Annotated in this window: 18 protein-coding genes and 1 pseudogene; 8 read left to right on the top strand and 11 right to left on the bottom strand. The window is 36.5% G+C overall.

Translation table 11 applies throughout. The features are described from left to right. Positions 1 to 25 precede the first annotated feature (25 nt). The 5 genes from MHI18_RS01165 to MHI18_RS01185 all read right to left on the bottom strand — a co-directional run bounded on the left by MHI18_RS01165 (position 26) and on the right by MHI18_RS01185 (position 2,997). The gene (locus MHI18_RS01165; protein ID WP_445669973.1) at positions 26 to 631 is read right to left on the bottom strand and encodes an NUDIX hydrolase; all 606 of its coding nucleotides are present in this window, start codon (positions 629 to 631) and stop codon (positions 26 to 28) included. Positions 632 to 729: 98 nt separating this feature from the next. After that, positions 730 to 1,521: a phosphotransferase family protein gene (locus MHI18_RS01170; RefSeq protein ID WP_340845571.1), complete on the bottom strand. Its 792-nt coding sequence runs from the start codon at positions 1,519 to 1,521 to the stop codon at positions 730 to 732. A gap of 19 nt (positions 1,522 to 1,540) precedes the next feature. After that, positions 1,541 to 2,014: a GNAT family N-acetyltransferase gene (locus MHI18_RS01175; RefSeq protein ID WP_340845572.1), complete on the bottom strand. Its 474-nt coding sequence runs from the start codon at positions 2,012 to 2,014 to the stop codon at positions 1,541 to 1,543. 8 nt (positions 2,015 to 2,022) lie between these two features. After that, the gene (locus tag MHI18_RS01180) at positions 2,023 to 2,322 is read right to left on the bottom strand and encodes a hypothetical protein (protein ID WP_340845573.1); all 300 of its coding nucleotides are present in this window, start codon (positions 2,320 to 2,322) and stop codon (positions 2,023 to 2,025) included. 87 nt (positions 2,323 to 2,409) lie between these two features. After that, positions 2,410 to 2,997 carry a GNAT family N-acetyltransferase gene (locus MHI18_RS01185; protein WP_340845574.1) on the bottom strand — a complete coding sequence of 196 codons (588 nt, stop codon included), beginning with the start codon at positions 2,995 to 2,997 and terminating at the stop codon, positions 2,410 to 2,412. 253 nt (positions 2,998 to 3,250) lie between these two features. Here MHI18_RS01185 and MHI18_RS01190 point away from each other — a divergent pair, with 253 nt between their 5' ends. Beyond that, on the top strand, positions 3,251 to 3,781 hold the full coding sequence (locus tag MHI18_RS01190; protein WP_340845575.1) for a hypothetical protein: 531 nt from the start codon (positions 3,251 to 3,253) through the stop codon (positions 3,779 to 3,781). A gap of 251 nt (positions 3,782 to 4,032) precedes the next feature. Here MHI18_RS01190 and MHI18_RS01195 read toward each other — a convergent pair. After that, positions 4,033 to 4,267: pseudogene (locus MHI18_RS01195) on the bottom strand (DUF6176 family protein). A 276-nt stretch (positions 4,268 to 4,543) separates the two neighbouring features. Between MHI18_RS01195 and MHI18_RS01200 the strand changes: the two are divergent. Then, positions 4,544 to 5,326 carry a GNAT family N-acetyltransferase gene (locus MHI18_RS01200; protein ID WP_340845576.1) on the top strand — a complete coding sequence of 261 codons (783 nt, stop codon included), beginning with the start codon at positions 4,544 to 4,546 and terminating at the stop codon, positions 5,324 to 5,326. Positions 5,327 to 5,421: 95 nt separating this feature from the next. Here the strand turns inward: MHI18_RS01200 and MHI18_RS01205 are convergent, their stop codons facing one another. After that, positions 5,422 to 5,802 (bottom strand): hypothetical protein, encoded by a 381-nt coding sequence (locus tag MHI18_RS01205; RefSeq protein ID WP_340845577.1) that lies wholly within the window; start codon positions 5,800 to 5,802, stop codon positions 5,422 to 5,424. A gap of 261 nt (positions 5,803 to 6,063) precedes the next feature. On the opposite strand from MHI18_RS01205, the gene MHI18_RS01210 reads away from it, so the two are divergent. Together MHI18_RS01210 and MHI18_RS01215 are read left to right on the top strand one after the other, a co-directional pair. Continuing rightward, on the top strand, positions 6,064 to 6,624 hold the full coding sequence (locus MHI18_RS01210; protein WP_340845578.1) for a TetR/AcrR family transcriptional regulator: 561 nt from the start codon (positions 6,064 to 6,066) through the stop codon (positions 6,622 to 6,624). Positions 6,625 to 6,783: 159 nt separating this feature from the next. Beyond that, the gene (locus tag MHI18_RS01215) at positions 6,784 to 7,299 is read left to right on the top strand and encodes a DUF2798 domain-containing protein (protein WP_340845579.1); all 516 of its coding nucleotides are present in this window, start codon (positions 6,784 to 6,786) and stop codon (positions 7,297 to 7,299) included. A gap of 44 nt (positions 7,300 to 7,343) precedes the next feature. Here the strand turns inward: MHI18_RS01215 and MHI18_RS01220 are convergent, their stop codons facing one another. The 3 genes from MHI18_RS01220 to MHI18_RS01230 all read right to left on the bottom strand — a co-directional run bounded on the left by MHI18_RS01220 (position 7,344) and on the right by MHI18_RS01230 (position 9,722). Then, a complete protein-coding gene (locus MHI18_RS01220) occupies positions 7,344 to 7,706 on the bottom strand; it encodes a VOC family protein (RefSeq protein WP_340845580.1) in 363 nt (120 codons plus the stop codon). Positions 7,707 to 7,858: 152 nt separating this feature from the next. After that, on the bottom strand, positions 7,859 to 8,296 hold the full coding sequence (locus tag MHI18_RS01225; RefSeq protein ID WP_340845581.1) for a universal stress protein: 438 nt from the start codon (positions 8,294 to 8,296) through the stop codon (positions 7,859 to 7,861). A 22-nt stretch (positions 8,297 to 8,318) separates the two neighbouring features. Beyond that, complete coding sequence (locus MHI18_RS01230) at positions 8,319 to 9,722, bottom strand: DHA2 family efflux MFS transporter permease subunit (protein WP_340845582.1); 1,404 nt, start codon at positions 9,720 to 9,722, stop codon at positions 8,319 to 8,321. 344 nt (positions 9,723 to 10,066) lie between these two features. Here MHI18_RS01230 and MHI18_RS22095 point away from each other — a divergent pair, with 344 nt between their 5' ends. Further along, positions 10,067 to 10,195 carry a VOC family protein gene (locus MHI18_RS22095; RefSeq protein ID WP_445669974.1) on the top strand — a complete coding sequence of 43 codons (129 nt, stop codon included), beginning with the start codon at positions 10,067 to 10,069 and terminating at the stop codon, positions 10,193 to 10,195. Positions 10,196 to 10,352: 157 nt separating this feature from the next. On the opposite strand, the gene MHI18_RS01235 is transcribed toward MHI18_RS22095, so the two are convergent. Then, positions 10,353 to 10,640: a hypothetical protein gene (locus MHI18_RS01235; RefSeq protein WP_340845583.1), complete on the bottom strand. Its 288-nt coding sequence runs from the start codon at positions 10,638 to 10,640 to the stop codon at positions 10,353 to 10,355. A gap of 56 nt (positions 10,641 to 10,696) precedes the next feature. Between MHI18_RS01235 and MHI18_RS01240 the strand changes: the two genes are divergently transcribed. From MHI18_RS01240 to MHI18_RS01250, 3 genes are all read left to right on the top strand, one after another. Continuing rightward, positions 10,697 to 11,146 carry a YfmQ family protein gene (locus MHI18_RS01240; protein WP_340845584.1) on the top strand — a complete coding sequence of 150 codons (450 nt, stop codon included), beginning with the start codon at positions 10,697 to 10,699 and terminating at the stop codon, positions 11,144 to 11,146. A gap of 160 nt (positions 11,147 to 11,306) precedes the next feature. Continuing rightward, positions 11,307 to 12,062, top strand: a complete 756-nt coding sequence (locus MHI18_RS01245; protein WP_340845585.1) for an MBL fold metallo-hydrolase — start codon at positions 11,307 to 11,309, stop codon at positions 12,060 to 12,062. Between the two features lie 103 nt (positions 12,063 to 12,165). Next, positions 12,166 to 12,486: a hypothetical protein gene (locus MHI18_RS01250; RefSeq protein ID WP_340845587.1), complete on the top strand. Its 321-nt coding sequence runs from the start codon at positions 12,166 to 12,168 to the stop codon at positions 12,484 to 12,486. The last annotated feature ends 25 nt before the right edge of the window (positions 12,487 to 12,511 follow it).

Below are 12,511 nucleotides of genomic sequence, written 5' to 3' on the forward strand. Positions count from 1 at the left end.
TACTCCCTTTTCTAGTAAACTAGGTTTAATCCAAATAAATCGGTTCATTCGGATTTTTTAAATACGTAAAAACCATTTCAATTTGTGATTTCGTATTCCTAGGCGTTGATAACGGCGGCAATAAATGCTCAGGGAAAAAGGCTACAGCATCTGTCTCGACACCAACAGTGGGTTGACCGCCAATAATTTCACATTGAATAAACAGTTTATAAATATGAGAAGCGGATGGTGGATGCGGATGGCACTTTTTATCAAGTACCCCTAACAACTTGAGAGCTTTAACATCAAATCCTGTTTCTTCCTTTACTTCTTTAACGGCTACTTCTTTTGGACTCAATCCAATGTCTGCCCAGCCGCCGGGTAATGACCATTTTCCATCGTGTTTTTCTCTCACCATTAGTAATTTTTGATTTTGAAAAACAATGGCTCTGATATCAACTTTTGGTGTAGCATATCCTGTCTCGTTAGCAAATAGATCTTTTATTTGCTCCATGTCAACACCACTTTGTTCAGACATCATTTCCATACTAATTTTTCGAATCGCTTCAAACCGTTCCTTATCATAAACATCCTTTGAATAAGCCAACCCATTCTGTGCAATTGCTTGCAGTCTCTTTGCCCAATCCAGCATCTTTTCCAATGTCTCACCACCATTCATTTAATACCTAATTTTACCATACCCACACACAAAAGTTAGTTCGCTTTTAAAAAAATCGCGAGTCTTACGCATTAAAAAAATTCATATAACCCATTTACAAAATAATCATAGACATCATGATCAATCATTTTCCCTCGGTAACCCTCAAAAAAAATCTGTTTATCTCTTTCACTTTCAAAAGCGTTTGGCTTAGGACGAATGGCTAAAGATAGATCATATCTTGGATCTCCATGAGCACCGCCGCTCCAATCGATAACGCCTGTCACCATTCCATTACAGACTAAGACATTATCAATCGTAAAATCTCCGTGTATAAGCGTTGGTTTAACGTCAGGTGGTATCGTAGTCTTTATGTATTTAAGTATATCCTGTGTTCCGTCTACCTGGTAATATTCCAAATTAAATGCTGCTTGGATTAACATTTCTTCTAACCAGGATTTTTCATATTTTAGTTCTTCTGGACAAGGCGTGGCATGAATCTGATACAAAAGCTTACCAAAGTTAAAAATCATTTCTTCCCGTTTCTCTTTATTTTTCTCCTTGGATAAAGCCATTCTGAGCGTTTCTCCCTCTAAAAAGTCAATCAGTAACCAAGATTCTTTCTGTGCTGTTAGTTCAATGAATAGGATCACGGTTGGAATAGGCAGTGATGTTTGAGCCAAACCGTTTAGAACCATTCGTTCTCTGTGTAACCATCTCGTAAATTGTTCTCCTTTTGCCCTTTTTAATGCAAAACATCCTTTGTTGCTTTCAATTATTCCTACATCTGAAGTATATCCTTGTGTAGGAAACCTAATTGAATGAATGGTAGAAAGATAGTTTTTTATTTCATCCGGAATTTCGTCGATAGATATCGGTAACAATTTAAACACCTCGTTTTACTTACAATGCTTTGTGAAATATTTCAGCTGGTAACCCGTCCATTTCACAAACCTTTTCAGATGAAAACCCTTGGTTCAATAAGATTTTTCTAGACGCACTATTCCTAGGATCAATGATTGCTTTCACTATCCGAGTATTTGTTAAAGTGGCTAACTTAATTAAATGACAGGCAATCACAGTCCCATATCCCTTCCCCCAATATTCGGGCAGAATCATATAACCAATTTCAGCTTCACCGCTGGTTTTACTTGTTAAATGCCCAAGTCCAACAAATGTTTCATTTTCTACTATTTTGTATGTACCAAACATGTCGGCTTCAGCGTTTCGGTCTATGATTCTCTGATAATTAACTTTCGCCTCATCTAAAGGGATAGCGCGTTCTGTAATCTGAGCCATCACCATTTCATTAGAAACTAATTGAAAGTAAGAACCAAAGTCTTTTTTTTCAAATTTTCTAAACTGCAAGTTATCCATCCCCCCTCTTATGACCCGATATCATGACTCTTTTTTCTAAAAACCCCTGCGAGGAGCAGAATAAGCCCAAATAAAAATAGACAGATAAACATGATGATCATAAGAGCCGCACCTGCAAATCCATCCCCTTGTGATATACCAAAAAGAATCCCAATAGGCCACGATAAAACAGGAGCTAGAACTATCATCATCGTAAGTCCCCAAATAATAAGCTTCTCTTTAATCGGTTTTTCACGACAGATTGCATAAACCATACAAACTATAATGAGTGTTACTATCACTCCCAAAGCAACAAATCCAATTGACAAAATTTCCCCTCCATTCAAGTAAGACCAGACTAATCGATGCATAATAAATTCATTAAAAGTAGGCAGCTGGAAAACAACTTAAATTCTTTAGCTCTTCCATTGCTTCTCATAACAAACACATTCGTGTACTCTTTTAAATTTAGTCATTACCTTTTCCCGATCTTCACCGACATAATGTGCAAAGGACTGAATAGGTTTTAACTTTGGTATTTCACTTTTCAATGCTCCTTCTAATTCATTATCTTCTATATAAACATGCAAGTAAGAATCCACTTGTTTAAATCCTGAGTGAACATACCAGTTTCTGACCCACTGGTCGTCCCTCGTCCAAGCTTCAAACCGATTAAGCCCTATTTCCTTGGCTGCTGCCACTGCTTGGAGTAAAAGTTGAGAACCAATTCCTTTCCGCTGATAATCTGGATGAACAGCAATATGCCAAATCATCCCCCCAAGACCCGTTCCTCTAGAACAAACCGTTCTTTCCTCCGTTTCATATTCGACATCGATTAACCCGACTACGATACCATCTTCTATTGCGACCAATTCAATGGCAGGATTCAGATACTTTTCTTTTTCTCTCAATACATTATCGAAGTAAGCTGTATTTAAGAACGACAATACTCTACACCGCACCCATCCAGATTCATCATCAGGGCTGTATTTTCTTATTTCCATCTCAAATTCCCCTTTATATAAAAATAAACTTCCTGTTATTCATGAGAAATCCGTATAAATCAAACGATTCAGTTAATTTTATTTAATTTGCAAATCTTTGCCCTACAACCGTTCCTTTCAATGAAGCAATAGAAATCAGATTTTCAGCTCCAAGTTAAATTTCCGAAAACTAGAATAAATTTGTATTTTTTTACATTTATAGTAAACTATAATTAAGTAAAAAAATATTGATTATTGTGGAGGCGATCTTTTCATGAGTTTATTAGATATTTACTTACAAAAGAACGATAAAAAACGTTATGACGTTTTCAAACAAACGGGGTTAAGTCAGCAGATGTTATCAAGTGTAAATAAAAAAAACGTCAGCAGTTATTCTGTCATAACCATTCAAGCGATCGCTAAAACTGTAAAGAAAAATGCAGGAACCGTTCTTGATGAATTATTAGCGTTAGAGAAAGAAAATGCATACTTTGAAGCGTTTAATGCAGATGATTTGCTTTTAGCATTCAATAACAAGGAACCCTATATTCTAGTTAAAGGCGAATATAAAAAAGAGATGGACAAATTAGCGAAATCACAGCTTTCCGATACTGAAACTTTAGGTCTAGAATTAGGTTCTGCGGGTTTGGTAACGGTTTGGGCAGAATTACTGATTCAATTAGCAAATCGATTCAGTAATAAAGATCATGATAAAAAGAGAATTGAAAACCAAATCCGTAAATATAAGTTTAAACCGCTTAATGAAAAGGAAATCCTATTGTATTTACGCCTATTCGATTATTAAACCCATGCGAACTAAAGGACTCTATGCATTCAAGTCTTTCTTTAATGATTGATTGTATTGATACAGGATTCTCCCAAAACATGTTAGGGAGAGTATCAGTAAAAGGACAGGATAACTATATAATCCCGGTGAATATTTCGAAGAGATAGTGGCCTGTAAGCCCTATAAATAGATAAATAACATAAAAGATACTGATAATGATATTGTCCCTGCTAGTAATTTCATAGGCTCTCCTTTGATTTTTATGAAAACTAAACCATGCAGTTTTTTATATATTTAGGGATCATCACTACTTGAGTCGTTAAATCTACAGAAGGATTAGAGGAATCCATACATTCTCCCCAATACTCTAAATGCTTTTTGGCATTCCTCCTACTTGAACAGAATACCAATATAAATACTCAACCCCATTCAATGTTTCACGTCCAGTAACCCATCTTCCAGCTCGTTCATATTGTCTTTTAAAAATGTGAGCCATGTTTCCACCCGCCCTTACATTAAATCGATGACGTTATATCCTTTAATACCTATTTATGGATAATAAAGCAAGTATATCAAAATAGGTAGATTATAGGAATACGTCCTTCATAAGAGAATTCTCGTGAATGAACTCAATAGACTGTTAACAAGCAAACCAAATTTTAGAAATCCTATGTTAAAAGGGAGGAATGTTTTTTGAGATATACCGAGCGTTCCTTAAGAATTATAAATAATGCAGAGAAAGTTTCTGAACAAACAACTAAAATTGTACTTCCTATTCATTTGTTAATTGGGGCTTTATTGGAAAGGACAGGGGTATGTGCAGAGTTGTTTATCAATTATCCTACACTCTATGAAGCGCTCTATGACCAAATTAATAAAAAGGATTTAGGTATTCAAGAAGAAAGGATGAGGTTTTCACCATTTACAACTGTTATCTCCCATTCAACGAAACAGGTTTTAGAGAGCGCAAAAAGAAAGATGGATCGCTTTAAACAGGTTTATTTAAATGAAGGGCTAATTATAAATGTAATATTTGACTTAAATGACCCCCTGACTACTTCATTTACAAGGGGATTAGATGTAAAACGAATATTGGAAATTGTATCTTATCCTAGAGATTTAATCGTCCCTTTAAAAGAATACTCACCGCCAGAAATAATGAATAGGGGATTCCTTGTAAGAAGGGCAGAAAGTACAGACTTGGTACCATTGAAAAACTTCGTACATAAAGAATATGGCGATGGGTGGATAAAATCTCTTGAAAACGGGATATCAAAAGAAAAAATACCGATTTATCTTGCAGAAAACGACGGTGAAATTCTTGGCTTTGCTTGCTTTGATGTAGTAAGGAACAAAAAAGGGTTATTCGGTCCTATGGGTACCTCTATTTCTAGAAGAACACAGGGAATCGGGCACGCACTTCTTCATTATTGCCTAAACGAAATGAAGAATAATGATTATGAATATGTGATTATTGGTGAAGCTGGTCCTATTGAATTCTATGAGAAGTCGTGCAATGCTGTTATAATTCCAAAACCTTTGATTATGAAGAAATTCACTTAAACTAAAAAGTACTATAGTGGATCTTTGTAAATAAGAAAACTCGCAAATTTCTATTGCGAGTTTTTTAATCACTTATGTTATATTTACGAACACAGTCATTCAATTGACCACTTCTCATCATCTGTAATCCACTGCTCTTTCTTTAGATCAAAGGATTCATAATCATCTTGAAGAGAAAAATAGGCTGGTAATGAAAGTGCTTGACCATCTACTTTTTCCCAACAATCTGTTACCCATATGGCAAACGCTTGTTTTTCTACAGCACTTAGTTCTTCTTCATTTTGTTCATAGAAATTCCAAAAGTCATTTGTTTGATTACCAAAAAGGTGTGTGTATGTAACATTTTCAATCATACTCAGACTTCCTGCAAGAAGAGTAGAATCTATCTCCTCGTTAAATACTTCATTTGCTTGTCTGTCCATTAAGAACATAGTAATGGATACATCAAAATCATTTATAAATGCTACAAAATCCAATAATTCCACATCAGAGTAAATGGTGTATTTATGTAGTGAGGACGTATGTACAGATATGAAAAACGGTGGAACAACTTATTCCATATATATGGACGAACAACCCGAGTTTCCTTTTAAAAATAGAATATGAATAAATGTAGTAGTCAAGTTAAACAAGCAATTCACTAACTAATCTGAAATTCAAAAAAATGTTGACTTATAAATCATTATTTTGGTATAGTTGAAAACAGACTGGTTGGTACAGAGGAGTTGAACAACGGAATGGATACAAAAGAATTGATCATTAATACCTCAATCACTCTTTTTCAACAAAAGGGATATTTAGGGGTAGGATTAACCGAAATTTTAAAAACCTGTTCCATTTCAAAAGGTTCATTGTATCACCATTTTCCAAATGGAAAAGAAGAATTACTCATCGCTTGTCTTCAATCATTAAATGCAACCATTACATCGGATATGGAAGAGATTTTCCATAATCATCCTTCTACCCAAACAGCTACCCAAGCTATGATTGAGAAATTAGCAAGGCAATTTGATCGTGATGGGACGATTACTGGTTATACATTTAGCAGCATCGTCAGTGAAATGGGCTCATTAAGTGAACCTGTTCGAAATGCCTGTGCACTTACCTTCACCAAGATTCAAGACATTTATTCAAGCAAGTTAGAATCAGATGGTTTTTCAACAGAAACAGCTGAGTCTATTTCTCTCATGTTAACCGCATCAATTGAAGGTGGAATTATGCTTTGTTTAACGAAAAAAACAAGTGAACCACTTACTATAATTTCTAAAAGTTTACCTAATTTGTTGAAGGTTTTCTAAAAACCTGTAAACAAATTTTTCTTTTTTACTAGCTGGATTTGTTGGACTATTAGTCAATCCACATTATATAGGTTCAATTTGTAATGTAACTGCTTTTAGAACGCTAGATCAAGTAGCGATAACATTTGAAATACATTTTTGGAAGGAAGAAAAAAGAATATGGAACAAGAAGCAAGATTACCAAGAAACGGCAAGGAAGGCGCAATATACGGAGGAATCATTTGTTTCCTTACTGCAACCTTTATGTCAACATTGAGTATCGTACTAGCCGTTGGAGAATTTAATGGCGAAGCTGCATTAATGATTATTAAAATATTGCCGATTATGTGGATTATTGCCATGATTATTGAACCACTTCTTGTCGGTCGCATTGCAGAAAAAATGGTAGCAAAATTTACAGCACCAACTGATAGCTTTAACGCAAAGATTTTATTCCGTATCGTCTTCACTGTATTCGGAATGTCATTTTTCATGACTCTTATTGGCGGGATCATAGGAAACGGTGGATTTAGCTCACATACCATCAGTGACTGGTTGGCGACTTGGCCTAGAAACTTCTTAATCGTTCTTCTAGCTGAGACCTTAATCATTCAGCCAATCGCACGTTTTGCAATGGTCAAAATGCATGCTAGTCAAGCTAAAAAAGAAGAATTTGCAGCTGCAGCAAGTAAATAATAACTAAGCAAGAGCATAGGGATTTCCCTATGCTCTTCATTTTTTTATAGTTGTTGTATCATCTCTACCCTGTTTCCAAATGGATCTCTAAATTCAAACCGTTCAAAACCTGGTATCGGTACTCCCTCAATGATCTGAATTTCATTTCGTTCTAACAGCTTTCTCCAATACGATAGCTCCTCAACTTGATAAGCTAAATGAGCTTTTGTTTGGAAACGGTCAAAGCCTTCTTCTGTTCCGATATGTACTTCTCTATCTCCAACTTTTAACCAAAATCCACCTCGCCCCTTTAGTGACTCTGGCTTTTCTTTCTCAGGTAAACCAAGAATGTCGCAATAAAAGGTTTTCCCCTCATCTTCAGCACCTTTTGGAATGGTTACTTGCGCGTGATGTAATCCAATAATCATGATTTAATCCCCCCTCTTTGTTCATCTTATAACTTCATTTTTAATAAGTATAATATTGGTTAATTATACAATTTGATAAGAATTAATTATGACCCTAGAGACCTCTAAAAAAAAGAGACAGCATTCGCCATCTCAATTTTAAAAACATTATCTTACTCAGGTGTTCGGATCACTAAAACATCACATTTAGCTGAACGGACGATTGCCTCGGATACAGAACCGATCAAGAATCGTTCAACAGCATTTAAACCTGTCGCTCCACAGATAATTAAATCTGCCTCTGCACTATTGGAAAGCTCTTTCGTAATGATGTTTTTTGGGGAACCATATTCGAGAATGACCCTTACCTGTTCAAGCCCCTCTGCCTCAGCTTGTGCCTTATAATCATTTAAAAATGCCTCTGATCTCTGTTGTGCATGTTCAACCATGGATGGGTCGTAAGCGGAAAAAGATCCAGTATCAATCACGTTCATTAGATTTAATTGTGATCCTTTATTTCGTTTAGCTACATCGATTGATTTACGAAATGCATATTCCGCTTCTTTTGAGCCGTCTACTGCTACTACAATACTTTTATAATGATTTGCCATTTAGTATATCCCCCTCTTTACCTTACGATTTTAGTTTTACATCATGTGGCTTTTTCATAAATAAAGATAAGATAAAGTTTATAATTGCTAATCCTAATCCAAGTTTAAACACGAATGATGATCCTGATGCTGTTGCTTCAGGCAGATGATCAGCAACATTCGCTAAGTAACTGTTTTGTTTCGAAGCTAGTAGAGAAACCATTACAGCAATACCAATTGCGCCTGCAACTTGTTGAATTGTTTGTGTAATTGCGATTCCATCTGGGTAATACTGTTTTGGCAGAGAGTTCAGCGTGTTCGTTTGTGTAGCGGCAAGCACTGCCCCTATACCTAACATCATAACTAGATGAGTAACCACCACCATCCATACAGCTGTTTCTGTACCAAATGTGGAATAAATCCCATAACTTATGACGACTAAAATAGTTCCAGGCGTAATGACGGCTTTGGGACCATATTTGTCGAATAATTTCCCAATGACCGGTGCTAATATGCAATTAAGTAAGCTGCCTGGCAGGAGAACGAGACCTGTTGTAAAGGCCATAATCACTAAAGCCACTTGCATATACATAGGTAAAATCACCAGCATTGACAACATATTAAAGAACGTAATAAAACTCATACATACGCCAATAATGAACAATGGGTATTTAAAGGGTCGTAAATTCAGCATTGGTGTTTCCATTTTTACTTGACGAAGACAGAATAAAATAATGGCAAGAATACCGATTATGATTGCTCCAAGAACTGTTGTACTTGTCCAGCCGACTTCACCGGATACACTGAATCCGTAAACAATTCCACCAAACCCGACCGTTGAAAGGATAACCGACAATAGATCAATGGAAACTTTACGTATTTCATTCACATTCGGCAGATAGATCATTCCCGCAATCATAGAAAATAATAAGAAAGGTACTTGAACCCAGAAAATCCAATTCCACGATAATGTATCTAAAATAAGGCCTGCAATAGTGGGTCCAAGTGCTGGTCCAGCAAGCATAACTAGCCCCATAATCCCCATAGCCGCACCACGTTTATTAGGCGGGAAGATGGTGAAAATAACATTTTGAGTCAGCGGCAAGTTAATCGCTAATCCTGCTGCTTGTAAAATACGTCCGGCTAACAGCACACCAAAAGAAGGTGCAGCTGCAGCTAGTATAGTCCCGAAAAGGGTCAGTATAATCGACGACAAAAACATTTGACGAGTAGTAAATTTCTGCATCAAGATTCCCGTTACCGGAATTAGAATCGCTAACGTTAAAAAGTACCCCGTAGCTAACCACTGAATGGTGGTTGTACCTACACTGAATATTTGACTTAAGTCTCCTAACGCAATATTTATAGCTGTTTCACTAAAAAGTCCAACAAAGCCAGCTACTAAAAGGGCCATCATAATTGGACCAGTTTTGATCTGTTTAGTCATTACATTAAAACTCCTTCACCTATTTTGATACACTCTGCGAATTTTTTTTGGTAAACAAAGCATCCGTTCACCAGCTGTCATTTTTTAAAATTCATTGCTTACTAGTTCTTACTTTCTTCTTTTAAAACAGTGGTCGCGATGCTTATTAGCACATTCATTCCCGTAGTACACCTCCACCATACCAACCGGTCTGTTTTTTACTATATCAAAAATTTTTTCTATAAATCAAGGATTATTTTAAAAGTATTTTTGTCTGCACATTGGTTTAATAATCTTCAAGATAAAAAAGAGTCTTCCTACATATTTTGTAGCAATGCTCTATTCTTTCAAATAGAATATATAGAATTGATACAGTATTTTTAGAAGTGAATTATTTAGACTACTCCATTAACTGGTATAAAGAAGTATTAGGATTAACTTTGAGATGGAATCGTAATGGGTACGCAGCATTCACTGCAGGAGAAACCTCCTAAACACTGGTAAAATTTACAGATGTTACACCCTCCAAACACTACCCTTTTAACATCTGTACAACTAACATAGATGAGATACACAAATCCTTGTAGAACACAAAGTGGATACAGAAGAAATCGCTGATTACGATGATATGAGCACCTTCGATTTTAAAGATCAGAATGGCCATACTCCAAATCCTTGAGCAGGAAAAATCAGGATTTTACGTTTATTCGCATGGGAATTTATCTTGTTGTCATAACACATGCGATAATGCCACGTAAAAACTCTGGAAGGCAGATCATTTAACGCATTACCCTTCATAAGAAGAACACCCGCCTCTCTAACCCCACCTTTTCCAAAAAACAAGTCATTCTTTTTAGCAAATGAATGAGTTCCAGTTCTGTCTTCATCTAAAAAAAAGAGAAAACTGGTGAAAGCTGTTGCGCTTTTACATGCTTTCACGTACTATTATTAAGTTATAATAATATAATTTCAACATGCTATGGAGATGAAAATAGATGTCAACAACAGCGATTGTTTTAACCATTATAGCTAGTATCATTAAACTACTAGTTTCCTGTCTTCCAACTGATGCAGTCAATTGGATTTTGAAGAAATTTGACCTTCATTTTGAAATTAATCATGCGGATACCAGCTTAACAATGGATGGGAAATCCTTGGAAGGTGAAGAAAAACTTCAAGTGATCAATCATTTTAACGAAGCGAAATTTCTAAAGAAAAAACATATATTTCCTGGAAATGAGCACTTATTTTTGCATCCAGAAGGTAGTGAAACTTCATTCGTCTTTGACACAAAACAAGGAAAAAAAGCGATTCGGTTACATGTCTTCATTTACAATGACCGCATCGATGTTGTTAAACAGTACAAAAAGAAATTAGCTGCATATAGCTTGTTTTCCGATAGCCTCCAAAAACGCTCCAGTATCGATTTAGAAACGATTATATAAGGTCACCACTCCCGCTCTTCTTCATGTGAAGAGCGGGAGTTTTCGTTTTGACCTCATACAGGTAAAAGTAGTATTAATATGCTCCGCTAGTTGAATATGTTAAAATATTCCTAAAAGGGAGGTGCGCCGAGGTCGGTTTTTGTGTCGGCTCGGCAATGATATGCTCATTAGTGATGGATTAGACATGCTGGAATTAGAAATGAAGCTTGGTGGACGCTCCATGATGATCCACCCAGTAATTATCAATGATAAGAACGATTGGACATTAATTGATACGGGCATGCCTGGCTTAGCAACAGACATTCTTTCCTATGTTGAAAAAGCCGGAATTTCTAAGAAACCGCTTCGGGCAATTATACTGACACATCAGGACATTGATCATATTGGCGGGTTTCCAGGATTCTTAGATGATTCAGGAGAAGCCCCATTCGAGGTCTATGCTCACGCGGACGATCGGGATACCATTGATGGGAAGGCTGACCTTTTAAAGTTTCCGTCTGAGAATTTAGCTGCCGAATTAGCCTCAGTATCAGATGACGTACGAAAGAAATACGAAAATACTTTTCTACGACCTTCCAACCCTAACGTCAAACAACTATTGACGGATGGAATGACCCTTCCAATGGGGGGCGGGCTGACGGTTATTCATACACCAGGTCACACACCAGGACATGTTAGTCTCTATCATCATGCTAGCAAGACACTAATAGCAAGTGATGCGTTAGTCATCCATAATGGCGAACTGCAGCCCTCTTCACCATATTCTACGGTAAACATGGATCAGGCTCTTCAATCACTTGAGAAGTTTACACCATTTGATATCGAGACGGTTGTGTGCTATCACGGCGGGCTGATGCGAGGCAATATAAATGAAAAAATCGCCGCATTAATCGCTAGTCAGTCACCAATTTCTTAACATTTTAAATTGCTCTATACGATCAAGGCAGGGTTAGGAATGAAGCCCTAACCCTGCCTTTTAAATTTTAAGGGTGTAACTATTAAAGACAGGCGGTTCACATATGCGGAAACGGACTAGTATTTTCATTATGGGTATGCTCTTATTTATCTTTATTATTTCCGCCCCACTCTTAGCTCCTATCGTGCATGATGATCATTCTCCAAAAAGTGCTGTCAGAAACTATATCCAACAAGCTGGTCATCCTTATCAAAGTTTTTTCGCAGTAATAAAAAAAACAGATTTTAAGGATCCCGAATACGGAGTACTATATGATGTTTTTTGGAATGATTGGGATAATGAAACAGGCAGTACGGCACAATTATGCTATGCAAAGGAGAGCGGCAAGGACCTATTTACGATATCTTGCGGGACTGGTCCTTAATTGGGAGTGGCTATTTTTTAAAATT

The sequence above is a fragment of the Peribacillus sp. FSL H8-0477 genome (assembly GCF_038002765.1).
Lineage (GTDB): Bacteria > Bacillota > Bacilli > Bacillales > DSM-1321 > Peribacillus.

Coding starts and splice junctions, on each gene's coding strand:
- MHI18_RS01165 (WP_445669973.1), bottom strand. CDS start 631: ATGCTGGATTGGGCAAAGAGACTGCAAGCAATTGCACAGAATGGGTTG.
- MHI18_RS01175 (WP_340845572.1), bottom strand. CDS start 2,014: ATGGATAACTTGCAGTTTAGAAAATTTGAAAAAAAAGACTTTGGTTCT.
- MHI18_RS01185 (WP_340845574.1), bottom strand. CDS start 2,997: ATGGAAATAAGAAAATACAGCCCTGATGATGAATCTGGATGGGTGCGG.
- MHI18_RS01190 (WP_340845575.1), top strand. CDS start 3,251: ATGAGTTTATTAGATATTTACTTACAAAAGAACGATAAAAAACGTTAT.
- MHI18_RS01210 (WP_340845578.1), top strand. CDS start 6,064: ATGGATACAAAAGAATTGATCATTAATACCTCAATCACTCTTTTTCAA.
- MHI18_RS01215 (WP_340845579.1), top strand. CDS start 6,784: ATGGAACAAGAAGCAAGATTACCAAGAAACGGCAAGGAAGGCGCAATA.
- MHI18_RS01220 (WP_340845580.1), bottom strand. CDS start 7,706: ATGATTATTGGATTACATCACGCGCAAGTAACCATTCCAAAAGGTGCT.
- MHI18_RS01225 (WP_340845581.1), bottom strand. CDS start 8,296: ATGGCAAATCATTATAAAAGTATTGTAGTAGCAGTAGACGGCTCAAAA.
- MHI18_RS01230 (WP_340845582.1), bottom strand. CDS start 9,722: ATGACTAAACAGATCAAAACTGGTCCAATTATGATGGCCCTTTTAGTA.
- MHI18_RS01240 (WP_340845584.1), top strand. CDS start 10,697: ATGTCAACAACAGCGATTGTTTTAACCATTATAGCTAGTATCATTAAA.
- MHI18_RS01245 (WP_340845585.1), top strand. CDS start 11,307: ATGCTCATTAGTGATGGATTAGACATGCTGGAATTAGAAATGAAGCTT.
- MHI18_RS01250 (WP_340845587.1), top strand. CDS start 12,166: ATGCGGAAACGGACTAGTATTTTCATTATGGGTATGCTCTTATTTATC.